Annotated in this window: 12 protein-coding genes and 1 pseudogene; 8 read left to right on the forward strand and 5 right to left on the reverse strand. The window is 44.7% G+C overall.

Going from position 1 to position 16,735, the window contains the following annotated elements; translation table 11 throughout:
* Nucleotides 1-599: 599 nt before the first annotated feature.
* From pepT to AB6E52_RS19180, 3 genes are all read left to right on the forward strand, one after another.
* A complete protein-coding gene (gene pepT / locus AB6E52_RS19170) occupies nucleotides 600-1,832 on the forward strand; it encodes a peptidase T (protein WP_017059487.1) in 1,233 nt (410 codons plus the stop codon).
* A 76-nt stretch (nucleotides 1,833-1,908) separates the two neighbouring features.
* The gene (locus tag AB6E52_RS19175; protein WP_102320730.1) at nucleotides 1,909-2,376 is read left to right on the forward strand and encodes a DM13 domain-containing protein; all 468 of its coding nucleotides are present in this window, start codon (nucleotides 1,909-1,911) and stop codon (nucleotides 2,374-2,376) included.
* Nucleotides 2,377-2,512: 136 nt separating this feature from the next.
* Nucleotides 2,513-3,355 (forward strand): mechanosensitive ion channel family protein, encoded by an 843-nt coding sequence (locus AB6E52_RS19180; protein WP_102320731.1) that lies wholly within the window; start codon nucleotides 2,513-2,515, stop codon nucleotides 3,353-3,355.
* Between the two features lie 86 nt (nucleotides 3,356-3,441).
* Here the strand turns inward: AB6E52_RS19180 and AB6E52_RS19185 are convergent, their stop codons facing one another.
* On the reverse strand, nucleotides 3,442-3,885 hold the full coding sequence (locus AB6E52_RS19185) for a dCMP deaminase family protein (RefSeq protein WP_017059490.1): 444 nt from the start codon (nucleotides 3,883-3,885) through the stop codon (nucleotides 3,442-3,444).
* A 259-nt stretch (nucleotides 3,886-4,144) separates the two neighbouring features.
* On the opposite strand from AB6E52_RS19185, the gene AB6E52_RS19190 reads away from it, so the two are divergent.
* From AB6E52_RS19190 to AB6E52_RS19200, 3 genes are all read left to right on the forward strand, one after another.
* On the forward strand, nucleotides 4,145-5,281 hold the full coding sequence (locus AB6E52_RS19190) for an efflux RND transporter periplasmic adaptor subunit (RefSeq protein ID WP_102320732.1): 1,137 nt from the start codon (nucleotides 4,145-4,147) through the stop codon (nucleotides 5,279-5,281).
* An 11-nt stretch (nucleotides 5,282-5,292) separates the two neighbouring features.
* Nucleotides 5,293-8,445, forward strand: a complete 3,153-nt coding sequence (locus AB6E52_RS19195) for an efflux RND transporter permease subunit (protein ID WP_102320733.1) — start codon at nucleotides 5,293-5,295, stop codon at nucleotides 8,443-8,445.
* Nucleotides 8,446-8,779: 334 nt separating this feature from the next.
* A complete protein-coding gene (locus AB6E52_RS19200) occupies nucleotides 8,780-9,466 on the forward strand; it encodes a MaoC family dehydratase (RefSeq protein WP_017059493.1) in 687 nt (228 codons plus the stop codon).
* Nucleotides 9,467-9,542: 76 nt separating this feature from the next.
* Here AB6E52_RS19200 and AB6E52_RS19205 read toward each other — a convergent pair whose 3' ends face one another.
* A complete protein-coding gene (locus tag AB6E52_RS19205) occupies nucleotides 9,543-10,358 on the reverse strand; it encodes a phosphate ABC transporter substrate-binding protein (RefSeq protein WP_017064361.1) in 816 nt (271 codons plus the stop codon).
* Nucleotides 10,359-10,622: 264 nt separating this feature from the next.
* On the opposite strand from AB6E52_RS19205, the gene AB6E52_RS19210 reads away from it, so the two are divergent.
* Entirely contained in the window at nucleotides 10,623-10,985 is a 363-nt protein-coding gene (locus AB6E52_RS19210) for a DUF3024 domain-containing protein (RefSeq protein WP_017059495.1), read from the forward strand.
* A 184-nt stretch (nucleotides 10,986-11,169) separates the two neighbouring features.
* On the opposite strand, the gene AB6E52_RS19215 is transcribed toward AB6E52_RS19210, so the two are convergent.
* The 3 genes and pseudogenes from AB6E52_RS19215 to rnb form a co-directional block, all read right to left on the reverse strand.
* Nucleotides 11,170-12,000 carry an AraC family transcriptional regulator gene (locus tag AB6E52_RS19215; protein ID WP_102320734.1) on the reverse strand — a complete coding sequence of 277 codons (831 nt, stop codon included), beginning with the start codon at nucleotides 11,998-12,000 and terminating at the stop codon, nucleotides 11,170-11,172.
* A gap of 104 nt (nucleotides 12,001-12,104) precedes the next feature.
* Nucleotides 12,105-12,203 (reverse strand): annotated as a pseudogene (locus tag AB6E52_RS19220) (hypothetical protein); the annotation flags it as partial.
* 30 nt (nucleotides 12,204-12,233) lie between these two features.
* Nucleotides 12,234-14,240, reverse strand: coding sequence for an exoribonuclease II (gene rnb / locus AB6E52_RS19225; protein WP_102320736.1), 2,007 nt, complete (start codon nucleotides 14,238-14,240; stop codon nucleotides 12,234-12,236).
* A 309-nt stretch (nucleotides 14,241-14,549) separates the two neighbouring features.
* Here rnb and AB6E52_RS19230 point away from each other — a divergent pair, with 309 nt between their 5' ends.
* Nucleotides 14,550-16,619 carry a DEAD/DEAH box helicase gene (locus AB6E52_RS19230; protein WP_080582207.1) on the forward strand — a complete coding sequence of 690 codons (2,070 nt, stop codon included), beginning with the start codon at nucleotides 14,550-14,552 and terminating at the stop codon, nucleotides 16,617-16,619.
* Nucleotides 16,620-16,735 lie beyond the last annotated feature (116 nt).

Raw genomic sequence — 16,735 nt, forward strand, 5'->3', positions numbered from 1 at the left:
GGGAGTGGGGGAGAGGAGAACAGATCAAAAATAAAAAAAAGCTCTACCGGATAGAGCGTAGAGCTTTTTTATAGGGGTCTTAATAGTGCTAGGTATTCATTGAGTTACGAGGTCGCGTTTGTGTCTAATCCACCCTGGATCTGCGCCTGTCTTAGAGCTTCCTGCCTTTGAACTTCTTTCTCAGTTAATACTGGTCGAAGCGTTTCCTCAGAGGCTTGAGGAGAGAAAATGAAATATTTATTAATCGTCATAACTGTGTCTCCGTGTAACGTATGACAGATTCTGCATCAAGGATAAATTGTGATCATCATCCACTTTGTACTTTTGTTAGGCTGAGAGCGGAGGGCGTAGAATGCGTACAAAGCGATCTCTTATCATCCGTATGCAATGTTGAACTGACGAAACCCTCTGTTTTCAAGTATAGGAAGCGCATCTAATTTCGCACAATAATGATTTAGAGCAATTACATACATGGTCAGGGGCGTAAGATGAAAACCCTCGCTACTGACTCTGTGCTCGTATTTATTTAACGATGTATCACTTATCGACATAATAATTAAGTCAGTAAATCAATTACTTAATCCATGGTGAGATGAATTATGGAAAAGCTTGTAGAACGTTTTCTGAATTACGTTACTTTTGATACCAAATCCGATCCTTCTAATCAGCAATGCCCAAGTTCACCGGGTCAAATTACCTTTGCTGAAGCCTTAAAGTTAGAATTGGTGGCATTAGACTTAGTTGATGTGTCTTTAGATGACAATGGATACTTGATGGCGAAACTGCCGTCGAATGTCGATTACGATGTGCCTGCGATTGGCTTTGTGGCGCACATGGATACCGCTCCTGACGCATCAGGCGCCAACGTGAAACCACAAGTGATTAAAGATTACCGAGGTGGAACGATTGAATTAGGGGAAAGTGGCGAGAGTTTGAACCCAAGCCAGTATCCAGATCTTGATTCTTTACATGGTCACGACCTGATTACGACTGACGGCACAACTCTGCTTGGTGCCGACAACAAAGCGGGCATCGCTGAAATCATCAGTGCAATTGCTTACCTGAAAGCGAATCCAGACATCAAACACGGCGACATCTGCATTGGTTTCACGCCGGATGAAGAGATTGGTCGCGGTGCGAACCTGTTTGACGTTGAAAAATTTGGCGCCGAGTGGGCGTACACCATCGATGGTGGCCCAGTAGGGGAGTTGGAATTTGAGAACTTCAATGCCACGAGCGCCGATGTTATCTGTCATGGCGTGAACGTTCACCCGGGCACCGCAAAAGATAAAATGGTGAACTCGATGAACATTGCAGCGCAATTCCAATTGATGATGCCTGCGCAAGAAACACCAGAGTGCACAGAAGGTTATGAAGGCTTCTACCACCTGAAATCGGCGGAAATGGGTGTGGCTCGCTCTGAACTGGGATACATCATCCGTGATTTTGAACGTGAGGGTGTAGAAGCGCGTAAAGCATTCATGCAGCAGAAAGTCGATGAGCTGAATGAGCGCCTTGAGAAAGGCCGTGTTGAGCTGGTGCTAACCGATAGCTACTTCAACATGAAAGAGATGGTTGAACCGCATCAACATATTATTGAATTGGCCAAGCAGGCGATGATTGAGTGCAATGTCGAGCCAATGGTTAAACCAATCCGAGGTGGTACAGACGGTGCTCGCTTATCTTTCATGGGGCTACCATGTCCGAATATCTTTACTGGCGGTTACAACTTCCACGGTATTCATGAGTTCATTACCATTCAAGGCATGGAGCAAGCGGTAAAAGTGATTGTTGAACTGTCACAACGTACAGCAACGCATTACCAAAAATAGAACATCAGAGCGTTATATCTCTTTGTATTTTTGAGAGTATTCAATAATACTCTCTTTAAGCATAAGGGAGTACGCGATGAAAAAGTTAGTTTTACTTTGCACCCACTTAGCCGTGGGTGCTGTTGGTTTTGGGCTTGGTGTTTATGCACTACCTATCTTGATTGAGCCTGATTCTCCGTCTTCAAGTTCGGTTGAAGCGATCAGCCAACAGGCTATTTACATGGGTGAGTTCAGTAAAGATCGCCAAGACAGTGACTTCTTGCATTGGGGAGAAGGTATCGTCTCGGTTTCTGAAAATGCGATAGCTTTTGAAGGTGAACTGGCACCGGGGCCTGATTACAAAGTTTACCTCTCGCCTAAGTTTATTGAAACCGAACAAGCCTTCAATGATAGTAAAAGCGATTTACTGAGAGTCGGAGATGTAAAAACATTCGACCGATTTATGGTTGAGCTACCTGAAGGTACTGATCTTAATCGATTTAATACGGTTGTGATTTGGTGTGAAACTTTTGGTCAATTTATTACTTCTGCCAAGATAAAATGATAGCCTTAGCTAGGCTAATACCAGATTGTAAACGAGCGCTCAGGAGTTGAGCGCTTTTTCATAGAAAAGATATTAGCGGCTTTCTTGTAGAGCTAACCGTTGTAAAGCTAACTGTTGTAATGCTAAGGAATAAGTAATGGAAAAGTTGTGGCAAGTAATTGATTTTCTACTCGCTCATAAGTTTATTTTTAGTGCGTTGATTATTACTCTTATATTAATCATTCGCCGAATCACCTTATCTCAAATAAGAGGTGATGTTGCTTTCCTTAGTGAAGACCAACGTAACTGGATGTCACGAACCAAAAACGGCACATTCGCGATTATTGTTGTAACGTTATTTGTGTTGTGGAAATCCGAAATCAGCGAGTTTGCGCTATCTGTCACGGCCATTGCTGTTGCGATAGTAGTGGCTTCAAAAGAGATCATTTTGTGTTTCACCGGTTCTATTCAGCGTGCGAGTTCTCGCTCATTTAGAATCGGCGACTGGATCGAAGTGGGTAAAATAAGCGGTGAGGTGATTGAGCACAATTTGATGGCGACTGTGATTCAAGAAATCGATTTGTATCATGGGCAATATCACTTCACTGGTAAGACAGCCACGCTGCCTAATAGTATGTTCTTCACCTATCCGGTAAAGAACCTCAACTTTATGAAGCGCTATGTTTATCATAACTTTTTTGTGACGGTGAAAGACTTTGTAAACCTATACCCTATGGTGCCGGGTCTTATTGTGAAAATTGAAGAGCATTGCGAAGAGTTTATCGATGTTGCTCGCCGTTACAACGGTGTGATCGAAAAGCACGCTGGTGTTGACCTTCCGGGTTCTGAGCCTCACATCCATATCACAAGCAGTTCGACAGGTGAGCAAGAAGTCCATTTTATGATTTTCTGTCCAACCGAGAAGGCGGTTCATCTAGAGCAAGAGATTCGTAAAGATTTCATGGAGGCATACGCTGAAGCATTTCCTGTCAGTGCTTAATCCTGCAGTCCGCTGAGCCCCAAACAAAAGAAAGCCGAGAGCGATAATATCGACTCTCGGCTTTTTTGTTCTAACTATCTGTTCGTTTAATCTAGGTCAGCCAGTGGCAACCAATCGACTTTTACGCCTGCTTGTTCAAACATATCTTGGCTCACTTTAATCTTGTCACCCCAGCGAGAAAGGAAATCTTCACTTTGCTCTGGGCAGTGAACCGCAGAAATACCGGTTTGGATGATTTTCGCTGCGCAGTTTGGGCAAGGGAAGTGAGTCACCCAGATTTCACAGCTGTCCAAATCACGCTTGGCGAATAAGATCGCATTTTCTTCAGCGTGAAGCGTCTTGAGGTACTTCATCTCTCTGTCATCAGTATCCGCACTATCAGACACGCCATGTGGGTAGCCATTAAAACCAACAGAAACAATGCGGTTGTGCTTAGTGATTACGGCACCGACTTGAGTTGAAGGATCTTTACTCCAAGAACCGACCAATTCCGCCATTTGATAGAAACGTTTAGCCCATTTTGAAATCATGAGAATTCCTTAACAATTAAATGTGAATGCTTATCTGTCTGACAATACATTATGTTAGACAATATCCATAGAGAACAAAAGCTGAGAGATTGATTTACTTAGGAATTGTAGTGTGTTTGTAATCACTTTATAAGCACTTGGTTTCAATTAACATATTGATACACTTTGGCCAGTTATAATTGATATTCCTCGGACATTTGAAGCAATTGTGTTACGTAACTTTTATGCTGTTCAATTTCTCATAAGTGACGGTATAACCATGCGTAAAAAGTTAATCCTTACGGCTCTTGCAAGCTCTCTTATTCTTGCTGGATGTGGGCAAGATGCTCAGAATGCCAAGCAAGCGCCTTTACCTCTCGTAGCTGTACAGGATGTTAGCGTCGTTTCTCACCAACAAAGTAAGTCGTACATCGGTCGTATTGAAGCCGTTGAAGACACGGCAATTACTGCACAAGTTTCTGGCTACCTGCAAAGCCGCCATTTCAAAGAAGGCCAAATGGTCGAGAAGGGGCAATTGCTTTACTCAATTGAGCCTTCATCATTTGAAGCAGAAGTAGCAAGCGCGAAAGCGGCTGTTGCTCAAGCGAACGCGAACCTTAAAAAAGCTGAGCTTGATTTTAATCGTGGTAAAAACCTACTTCCGAAAGGCAGTATCTCTCAATCTGAATTCGATGCATTAACCGCAAACTTGTTAGGTTCTCAAGCACAGCTTGAAGCAAGCCAAGCACAGCTTAATGCTGCGAATGTTCAGCTTTCTCATACCAAAATCATCGCGCCTTTCTCTGGCCGTATTAGCGATACCAAAGTGAGCACGGGTGATCTGGTTTCGCCGTCTTCAGGTGTACTGACGACTTTGGTTAGCCTAGACCCAATCCACGCATCGTTCAGCATCAGTGAGCGAGAGCGTATTGAGCTGGGTATGGACCGCATCGAAGGCGATGGCAGCAGCGACTCTGCAGGTGTTGAAGTTCAGATCATGCTTGAGAACGGTGAAGCGTTCGAACATCTAGGTCAGCTTGACTTCTTGGGCAACCGTATCAACCTTAATACTGGTACGATCGCGATGCGTGCGATTGCTGATAACCCGAATCAGCAACTACTTCCAGGCCAACACGTTCGCGTTGATCTACGTGAAAAACAACCTATTGATGTTGTGACTATTCCTCGTCGTGCAGTGCAAACCGACCTCGAAGGCGACTTCGTGATGGTATTAGTTGAAGGAGAAGCCGAACCCGTTGCTGAGCGCAGAAACATCGAGATGGGTCGTCAGGTTGAAGGTGGTGTGATTGTTCATTCCGGTCTGGAGAAGAATGACACAGTGATCACTCAAGGCTTACAGCGTGTGCGTAATGGTATGTCCGTTCGCATTCAACCTGCTGCTGAAAAAGCTGAGTAAGGGGCTTATTTATGTTGAGTCGTTTCTTTATTCAAAGGCCCAAGTTTGCCCTTGTCATATCCATAATCTTAACGCTGGCGGGTGCGATTTCTCTCGCTATCTTGCCAGTGGCGGAATATCCAAAAATCAGCCCGCCTTCTGTAAGTGTTACCGCATTCTACACAGGTGCAAGTGCTGAAGTGGTGGAACAGGCGATAGCCGACCCCATAGAAACGTCGGTTAACGGCGTAGAAGATATGATCTACATGTCTTCTAAAAGTGCTAACGATGGTTCATACAACCTTAACGTGACCTTTGATGTTGGTACTGATCCAGATATGGCTCAGGTCAACGTTCAGAACCGAGTTGCTCAGATCGAATCGAAGCTTCCACAAGAAGTAAGAATGGTGGGTGTCACCGTTAAAAAGCGTTCACCAGACCTTTTGATGGTATTGAACTTCTACTCGCCAAACGGTGAGTACAACGACCAATTCCTGATCAACTACGTTAACCTAAACATTAAAGATCAGCTGGCTCGTGTGAAGGGCATCAGTGAAGTTAACGTGTTGGGTGGTGGTGAATACGCGATGCGTGTTTGGTTAGATCCTGAGAAAATGGCTAACCTCAATATCACCACTTCAGACGTGAATCGCGCGTTGGCAGAGCAGAACGTTCAAGTTGCTGCAGGCCGTATTGGTGCTGCACCTTATAACAACGCACAAGAAGTACAATTCAACTTGGTAACAAAAGGCCGATTAGAAACAGCTGATGAGTTTGAAAATGTTGTTCTTCGTGCAACTCAAGACGGTTCAACGGTTTACTTAAAAGACATTGCACGTGTTGAGCTTGGTAAAAAGTTCTACGACGGTAATGGTAAATACCGTGGTCAAGATGCGTCGATCGTAACGCTGTCACTTCAATCAGACGCTAACGCGCTGGAAAGTGGCAAAGCTGTGATGGCGATGCTGGAAAACTTAAGCAAGAACTTCCCAGAAGGCGTGGCGTATGAAGCAAGTTACGACACTACACTGTTTGTTGCTGAGTCGATCAAAGGGGTAGTAAAGACCTTAATCGAAGCCATCTTGCTGGTTATTGCGGTAACGTACCTGTTCTTGGGTAGTGCGCGTGCAACCTTGATTCCTGTAGTTGCGATTCCGGTATCTTTGATTGGTACGTTTGCCATCATACAGATGACGGGTTTCACCATCAACACGGTAACCCTGTTTGGTTTGATACTAGCGATTGGTATCGTAGTAGATGATGCGATCTTGGTTATCGAGAACGTTGATACCACAATGGCTAAAGACCCAACCATTTCACCGCGTAAAGCCACGCTTATTGCGATGAAAGAAGTAACGGGGCCGATCATTACGTCGACCTTGGTTCTACTTGCGGTATTCATCCCTGTTGCAATGCTTCCTGGTATTACTGGCATCATGTACCGTCAGTTCGCTCTGACTATCTGTATCGCGGTTGTTATCTCTTCAATTAACGCATTAACGCTATCACCTGCATTGTGTTCACTGGTTCTTAAGCAGGGTGGTGGTAACACGGCGCGTTGGTACCAAGCATTTAACCGTGGTCTAGAGTCTGTTACTAACAAATACGGTCAAGTGGCTGGCTTCTTAGTTAAGAAAGGCGTTCTGCTGTTCACTTTCTTCTTTGTGGCTTTGGCGGCTGTGACTTATTTTGCGAAGACAACGTCTACGGCGTTTGTACCTCAAGAAGATAAAGGCATTTTGCTGGTTAACGTTCAGCTTCCTGACGCGGCATCCTTGTCTCGAACCGAAGAAGTGACTAAGCAGCTGCTTGAAATGGTTGAACAAGAGCCGGGTGTTGATGGCGTAACACTGGTTAACGGCTACGCATTTATGACGGGCGCTTCTGCGTCGAATGGTGCGTCAATGTTCATCAAGCTTCACGATTGGGACATGCGTAATGCACTGGATGGTCAACACTCTGCTCAGGCTATCTCACAGCGTATTAATGGTCGTGCTGCGACTGAACTTCCTCAAGCTGTCGTGTTTGCGATGGGGCCTCCTGCAGTTCCGGGCATGGGGGCCGCGTCTGGTTTCGAGTTTGTACTTGAAGATACGCTAGGCCGAAGCCGTACTGATCTTGCTATGGTGATGAATGACGTGATAGCTGAGGCGAGCAAACAGCCTGAGATTTCACACACATTCAGTACTTTCCGTGCGAACGTACCTCACTACTATGTCGATATTGACCGTGAGAAAGCGCAGCAATTAGGTATTCCGTTGTCGGAAATTTTCCAAACACTACAAGGTAACCTTGGTTCGTTGTACGTGAACGACTTCACCATGTTTGGTAAGAACTTCCGCGTAACCATGCAAGCTGACAGTGAACACCGTAGCAGCATGGACGACCTACAACGATTCCACGTTCGTTCGTCTAATGGCGAGATGATCCCGTTAAGCACATTGGTGACTTACGATCAGATCTTCGAACCAGATGTAGCATGGCGTTACAACATGTACCGCAGTGCCGTGATTCAAGGTCAACCTGCAGAAGGTTACTCAAGTGGTGATGCGATTGCGGCAATGGAACGCGTAGCTGCAGAAGTATTGCCTCAGGGGTATCAGTACGAATGGACAGGCATGGCTTACCAAGAAGTACTAGCAGGTAACCAAGCGATCTTTGCTTTCGCACTGGCTCTGATCTTCATCTACCTGTTTATGGTGGCTCAATACGAGAGTTGGACAATTCCGATTGCGATTATCCTCGTGGTACCTGTCGCAACCTTAGGCTCCTTCTTGGCATTGAATCTAACGGGCACTCCGCTGAACCTTTATGCACAAATAGGTTTGGTTCTCTTGATAGCCTTGGCCGCGAAGAACGCAATCTTGATTGTGGAATTCGCAAAGGTAGAGCGTGAAGAGAAAGACGCACCGATTGAAGATGCAGCGGTGAAGGGCGGTACACTGCGTTTCCGTGCTGTGAACATGACGTCTTGGTCGTTCATCTTAGGTATCTTCCCGCTTATCTTCGCTGCGGGCGCAGGTCACGTGAGTCAGAACTCTCTGGGTATTTCACTGATCGGCGGCCTGTTATGTGTATTACTGGCGGGTACGTTCCTAATCCCTGGCTTCTACGCATTCGTGCAACGTAAGCGTGAGAAAGCACACGGTGGTAATACCAAGCTGGTTCCGCTTGATGACGAATAGAGGATTGAGTGTCTTGTAAGATTCGTCTCTTACAAGACCAACCCTCGGAAAACTAATTCCTTGTAAAAACTAAGGTTTAGCATTGCGCTAAGCCTTTTTTTATTCCACTTATGAATAAAAACGCCTTTTATATAAACAAATGTTTGTCATGTGATAGAGCTAACACTCTAATTTGGGTTTTGTAATAAAATGATGTTTTATTGGTAAGTATATGTTTAATATGATTTTAACAAGGTTCAGCTAACGGTTGTATGCTCGAAAACATTTGCACAATAGTGTGAAGTGTTTCAAAATTACGAAGTTATATTGAAATTTTTTGTGCATTGAGGTTCTTATGAAAGTCATTGATTTATTTAAACACCGAGGCGATAGCATGTCTTCGCAACACTCAGAGTTTATGCAATGGATGTCTCCAGCTCTTAGAGATTACTGGGGCGACTTTCTTAATCGTACGCAAAATAGCCATTTCTTTGCGTGGGTTCGTGATCACCACAAACCTGCTGTCAATGAAGATGCACCAGAGATGCCGGTGGAACAGCCGATCGTACTTAAGCCAGAAGCACAACTTGTGTTTGATGAGCTTAATCAACAGATCGGTGAAGTCATCCATACTGGCGACTGGATCAATGTAAGTCAAGACCGTATTAACCAGTTCGGCCTTGTTACTGAAGATATGCAGTGGATTCACACTGAGCCTGAAAAAGCGGAAACAGACTCTCCGTTCAAAACAACCATCGCACATGGTTTTTTAACTTTATCTCTGCTTCCTCGATTGACTGACAGTGTTGACCCTGACAAGTCTCAATTCCCAACAGCGAAGATGGTCGTAAACATTGGTCTTAACCAAGTACGTTTCCCATACCCTGTTAAATCGGGCAGTAATGTTCGTGCTAAAAGTACGCTAACAAAAGTAACGCCAATTAAGAAAGGCCTAGAGATTGAACGCGAAATTCGCGTCGAAATCGAAGGTATTCGTCGTCCTGGCGCTGTGATCGTTTCAGTGATTCAACTTCACTTCTAAACGAACCATATAGATTCCAAAAAAAAGAGAGAGCTTAATGCTCTCTCTTTTTTTTCATAAGATAAAACTCACTCACTTATTTAATGCGAGTGTAGCCGTACTCTTCGATAAGGTCTTGCCCTTGCTTTGACTTCACGAACTTGATGAAGTCTTTGCTCTCGTCAGAAACTGAGTCTGTCTTGTGCAGCAACAAGAATGGGCGAGCCAATTCATAGCTGTGGTTAGCAATGTTCTTAGATGTTGGCTCTACGCCTTCAAATGTAATTGCTTTAATCGAACGGTCGATTGAACCAACAGAGATAAAACCAATCGCGTGTGGGTTATGGTTAACAATCGTTTTAACCATGCTGTTGCTGTTTACAACCAAGTTATTTGGGTTGATGTCAGACACTAGACGGTCATTAATGATCTTCGTTAAACCAAGCAAGCTTTCGAAGCTATAGCGTGAGCCAGAAGACGCTTCGCGAGTGACAACTGCGATAGGCTGATCTGCGCCACCCACAGCTTTCCAGTTCGTGATTTTGCCTTTGTAGATATCGAACAGCTGCTCACGTGTAACGTTGCTTACAGCGTTTGAGCGGTTAGTTACTACAGCTAGGCCGTCAAAGGCAATTGGAAATACCTTCAACTTCTCGTCTTGTTCGCGGTCGGTTAAATAACGCGAGCTCATACCGATGTCAGAGACACCTTTATTAACCATGGTAATACCTGCTGTAGAACCAATGCCCTGAACCGCAATATAGTTATCAGGGTGAGTCTTGTTGTACTCCTCAGCTAATACATCCATCACTCGTGATACTGAAGTGGAGCCCGAAATAGTGGTTTCTTGTGCTAAAGCAGCATGAGAAGACAGGGCTAAGGATAAAAGAGAGGCAAGCGCGACTCGTAACATAAACAACTCCTAGTTAATAACATTTGTCGCATATGATAGGTCGGTTATATGACACTTTTGTGAAATTCCATACTCTCGATGTATAGCTGTTCGCTTGATGAGTCGTAGCTTTCTGGGTTTCCGAAAGCAAGATTCGTTTCTGGGAGCAGGGCAGGTATTTTGATTACGCTTGTTCGCTAAAATGTTTGTTGAGTCCTAAGCTAAGTAGAGGAATTCACTACTTAGAAGTTTCTATGAAGTTTCTATGAAGTTACAAGGGGTGTTATGTCCGTCATTCATATCGAGCTGAATCGTCTTTTAATTGGGGCCGAGAGGCTCTGTACATCTCGAAATCGAAGTTTACCTGTCGAGCTAGGCAAATCCCTATATGAAGAGTGTGAGGGTGGTGTGCTGTTTTCTCAGGCGCATTATCTACTCGACTCATCTCACAGTGATTATACAAACGAGATCGTCTGCGTGACTTTTGATGAGTCGCTGTCTTGTTGGTTAGTGATGGTGCCGCTTGAAGGGGATGTCGAAACTGACTCTGTGAATTGGGGGCCGTATCCGTACCTTCCTAAATCGAAGGATCTTGATGCTATTTTGGCGGAAATAGAAAAAGACCCTAAATCGTACTTCTGGTCATAGTCACTCTGTTTTCACGTTTGCTGGTGGCCTGCTCGCAAAGCTGAATCAATGAGTATCAAAACTCAACCACTGAATCCCAAAGCCAAATCATCTCATCCCACACCCAAGTGGCTTAATATTGAAGCCACTTGGTTTACACCAGTTCCCAACTAAGACGTCCACATCAATCTATCGCTTTGTTTCTTTAAACTTGCGGCTTTACGCTCTGCAGTTGTGCTTGTGCCACTAGCGATCGGAAGTCTTTTGGTGTTTTTCCGTGATACGTTTTAAAGGCCGTGCTGAAGTGAGCGGCACTTTTAAAGCCTGACTCATACGCGATTTGAGTGATCGACTTATCCGATGTTCTTAGCTGAGTGGCTGCATGAGCAATACGTTTTATCTTTAATAAGTTTGAGAACGACAGATCTTCAGCCGATAAGCGACGTTTAAGCGTAGCCGGTGACATTCCTATGTAACTGGCGAGCGTATCCAAAGAGATATTGTTTTCAATGTTTTGCTCGATGTAATGAATGACTCTTTGGGTCACGGTTAACCTTGAAGCTCGAGCAATAATAGCCAATAGAGCTGGGTACTGTTCCACCATCAAAGACAGCAAACTTAAGCCTAATTGAGTGAGTGCGTAGTCATTCTGAGAAGAAGAGTTGGCCAGTGACATGATGAGATCTTTCAACTGACAGAGCTCAGTATCCGTTTGATTGAACTTAATGTACTTGTCTGGGATTCGAGCGGACTCTAAATCGCTGAACTGATTAATGAACTTTTGAAAGATAGCCAAATCAAAATCTAAGCAGGTTGCGCTGAATTCGCCATTTTCAGTGTTAACCGTGATGTCTTTAATCTGACCAGAATTGTAAAGGGTGAAATCTCCCGCTTGCAACGAGGCTTGAGTACCATTGGGCAACACAAAAGAAATGCTGCCTTTCGACACTATAAAGATACCGTTTTTAGAGGCAGGATAACGTTCTCGTCTCCTGGGAATGAAGTTTCTGAACTGAGTAACTGTGATTGATGACATAGTGAGCTTCTTTGACGTTGTAAATTGATTGCTTATTGATTGTTTTTTTTAAGTATTGTTTAAGCATGAGACATTTACAAAAAAGGCGCTAATAATTAGCGCCTTTAGAAGTGAACCTTTGAAGCTTTTGACCTTGATAGCTTTGACCTTGAAAGCTTTGACCTTGAAAGCTTTGACCTTGAAAGCTTTGACCTTGAAAGCCGTAACCTTGAAAGTCGTAGCTGTTAAAGCCTTTAAGCTTCGGTTTCGTTTGTCGTTTCAGGCTCGCTAGGCAAGTCCGCAAATACTTGAGTAGGTTTTGCTACTAAGTTACGGTTTTCCTGATTAACTTCAGAGAGAACTACTTCTAAAACGTCTCCCAGTTTGTATACCATTTCTTTATCGATAGATACAGTACCCATATCACCGTTGCACTCTATTCTTTCTTTATTATTAAGAATGAGAGATCTAGGGATAAATGCAGCAGCACCATTTTCAAGTAAACGTACACGCATACCTGCACGGTTAATATCGAAAATCTCAGCTTGGAAACGAGTTTCTTCTGCTGGAGCATTGGCTAGAGTGCGAGCATACAACCAATCGCCAACATTACGCTCAGCCATGCCGTGGTGACGGCGGTGCAGGGCAAGTTCATCACCGATAGTTTCATCTGGTGTTTGAATTGGCGCTTTACCTAAGATGTGTGCTTTAAGCATACGGTGGTTAATCATGTCGCCATATTTACGAATTGGAGAAGTCCAAGTTGCGTAAATATCTAATCCCATCGCGTAGTGCGGTGCAGGCTCATTGCTGATCTCGCTATACGCTTGGAATTTACGAATACGGTTGTCGTAGTAGCTGTTATCTAAAGAACCTAACCAACGACGTAGAGTAGCAAAACCTTCTAGAGAAATGATTTGCTCTTCAGTGAACGGCATTTCCGCTTGCGGGTTTACCAGTTCAAGAACGTCGGAGATTTTCTCAGCCTTGAAACCAGAATGGCAGTTAAACACACCTTGGTTGAAGCTCTCTTTTAGTACTCGGCCCGCACAGATGTTCGCGCTGATCATTGATTCTTCAACCAGCTTGTTTGCGCTACGACGCATGTCAGCGTGGATAGCGACAACATCGTTATCTTCGCTCAGTTCAAAGCGGTAGTCAGGGCGATCTGGGAACACAACAGCGTTTGCTGAGCGCCATGCTGAACGTGCTTGAGCAAATTGGTGAAGATCAGAAACAATTGCAGCAATCTCTTCTGATGGTTGCCATTTCTCTGATGCACCTGTTTCTAGCCAGTCTGATACGTTGTCGTAAGCAAGACGAGCATGAGATTTGATGTTTGCAGCGAAGAAGTTAATGTCATCACCGATAACGCCATCTTTAGATACCGTTACTGTGCAGCAAAGTGCAGGACGAACTTCGTTCTCGATCAGTGAACATAGGTTGTCAGCAAGATCACGAGGCAACATTGGGATGTTGCGACCAGGAAGGTAGATAGTGAAACCGCGCTCGCGTGCTACTTTATCCATCGCATCATCTGGAGAGATGTAAGCCGTTGGATCAGCAATTGCGATAGTCAGTTCAAAATCACCGTTCTCTTTCTTCTTCGCGTAAAGCGCGTCATCCATATCTTTTGTGCTTTCGCCATCGATAGTCACAAAAGGGACGTGCGTCATGTCTACACGTTCAAGATCGGCGTCATCGTTGATTAGCCAGTTGTCGATGCCTTCAGGCTCGCTGTTTGGTAGATCGTTTTGTGCCAGCGTTACCCACCAAGGTGCAATCTTGTCGTCAGCGTCTGTGATTTTCTCAGAGATCTGAGCCAAGAAACCATTGTCACCTTTTAATGGGTGTTGAACGATATGAGCAACAACCCAGTCACCTTCTTTAAGCGTTTCAGGGTTTAGACCCTTCATTGCTTTCGCTTTAAGTTGCAGTTTTTTGAGCTGCGGGTGATCAGGAACAACGTTCAATCGGCCTTTGAAAAGCTTAACTCGTGCAATAAAGCGAGTAAGACCTTGTTCAACCAATTCCTCAGGCTCTGCTACTTCGCGCTCTTTCTCTGTGCGAATGATGGCAATCACCTTGTCACCGTGCACACATTTCTTCATGTACGGAGGCGGGATAAAGAAGCTTGTTTTGCTATCAACTTCGAGAAAACCAAAACCTTTTTCAGTGGCTTTGATGGTACCTTCCTTTTTAGGGAGGGTTTCTTGGATTTGCTGCTTGAGCTGAGCGAGTAGAGGATTATCTTGAAACATTTTGACTTTTATCTATCGAGGACAATTGAGCACACTATAATCATTGCGAGGCTTGATTACTACTTAAAGGCGAAGTGAGCGTTAATTAATTGCCCTCTTATTTAACTAGGTCAATTTGCTAGGAGATGGGTGCTGTGACGAGATATTCATCAAGTTTTGACGATATGATAACCAGTATTGATGTAAAAGCGAAAAATATGTGATGTATTTCAATTTTTTCTGGATTTTTTTATGCATTTAGGGAATAATCCGCCTCCCTTAGACGTCCCTAATGGCTTGAAGTGTTTTATTACTGCTTCGTAACTCTGAATGGAATCAGTATCTGATTGGATCAGTATTGGAATTGATAGAGCTCCCGGGACCTTTTGTTTACTTATATATAGTGGGATCCCAATGTCCGAATCTGTAATTCAATTTAATGAATTAGCCCTAAACGATAACATTCTTTCAGCTCTTGATAGCATGGGTTTCGTTTCTCCGACTCCAATCCAAGCAGCAGCTATTCCTCTTCTTCTTGAAGGCCGTGACGCACTAGGTAAAGCACAGACTGGTACTGGTAAAACAGCAGCATTCTCTCTGCCTTTACTTAACAAAATCAACCTGAACCAACACAAACCACAAGCAATCATCATGGCTCCTACTCGTGAGCTAGCGATTCAAGTTGCTGCGGAAATCAAAAACCTTGGCCGTGATATCAAAGGTCTTAAAGTTATTGAAATCTACGGTGGTGCTTCAATTGTTGACCAAATGCGTGCTCTAAGCCGCGGTGCTCACATTGTTGTTGGTACTCCAGGTCGTGTTAAAGACTTACTAACTCGTGACCGTCTACACCTAGATGAAGCACACACATTTGTTCTTGATGAAGCAGATGAAATGCTGAAAATGGGCTTCGTAGATGACGTTACTTGGATCCTAGAGCAAGCTCCAGAATCTGCACAACGTGTACTTTTCTCTGCAACTATGCCTCCAATGGTTAAGACTATTGTTGACCGTTACCTACGTAACCCGGCTAAAGTTGACGTTGCTGGTACTAACCACACAGTTGATAAAGTAGCGCAGAACTTCTGGGTTGTTAAAGGCGTAGAAAAAGACGAAGCAATGTCTCGTCTTCTAGAAACTGAAGAAACTGACGCGTCAATCGTATTCGTACGTACTCGTCAAGACACTGAGCGTCTAGCTGATTGGCTATCTGCACGTGGCTTCAAAGCTGCTGCACTGCACGGTGATATTCCTCAGTCTCTACGTGAGCGTACTGTTGATCACATCAAACAAGGTGTTATCGACATCCTAGTTGCAACTGACGTTGTAGCTCGTGGTCTTGATGTTCCACGTATCACTCACGTATTCAACTACGACATCCCATTCGATGTTGAATCTTACATCCACCGTATTGGTCGTACTGGCCGTGCTGGACGTAAAGGTAAAGCGATCCTACTAGTTCGCACTAACCAAATTCGCATGCTTCGCACAATCGAGCGCGTAACTAAGTCTCAAATGGAAGAAATTCAACTTCCTCTACGTGACCAAGTTGCTGCTGCACGTGTTGCTAAGCTTGGCGCTGAACTTGAAACTGAGAAAGAAAGCAAAGCACTAGAAAACTTTGCAGGTCTTATCTCTACTCTTCAAGAGTCTCTAGAAGTTGATGCTGCTACTCTAGCTGCAATGCTTCTTAAGCGTCAGCAAGGTAAGAGCCCACTATTCTACGTTGGCGAAGACCCAATGATCGCTGCTATTGAGCGTGATAAGAACCGTCGCAAAGAGCGTCGTGAAGATCGTGACAACGGCCGTGACGGTGGTGGTCGCAACTTCAATACTCAAGATTGGGATACTTACCAACTACAAGTTGGCCGTGAGCAAGGCGTTCAGGTTAAAGACATCGTTGGCGCACTAGCAAACGAACTTGGCCTAACTAAAGGTTCTATCGGTGCTATCAAGCTAGACCAAGGTTCTACTTACGTTCAACTGCCAAAAGCAATGAACTCTGAAACTGCTGGTAAGCTAAGCAAACTTCGCATTCGTCAAAAAGAAGCTGGCGCTGTAGTTGTTGATTTCAATGACTTCCGTGAGCCTCGTCGTGGCGGCGGCGGTCGTGATGGCAACCGTGGTGGCAACCGTGGCGGTCGTGATGGTGGCGGCTACCGTGGTAACCGTGAAGGCGGCAACCGCGAAGGTGGTAACCGTGAAGGCGGTCGTGGTGGATACCGTGGCAACCGTGATGGTGCTCGCGATGGTAACTCTGCTGGCGGACGTGATGGCGAACGTCGTTTCGACCGTAACCGTGGTGGCGATCACCGTGGTAACTTCCGTGGCGAACGTGGCCATGGTAACGGCAATGGCGGTGGTAACCGTGGTCGTCGTCCAGAGCGCAACGAAGGTTAATCAACCTGTCGCTTAGACGCTTTAGGTCTAGACACTGAATTTAAAAGCCGAGCGTAATGCTCTAATGCCGATCGTTTAAGAAGACTTGAACGATCCTGCAGTTAGCAGATAATCCC

Origin of the sequence: Vibrio sp. 10N.247.311.13 (genome assembly GCF_041467595.1) — a bacterium.
GTDB classification, from domain to species: Bacteria; Pseudomonadota; Gammaproteobacteria; order Enterobacterales; family Vibrionaceae; genus Vibrio; species Vibrio crassostreae_C.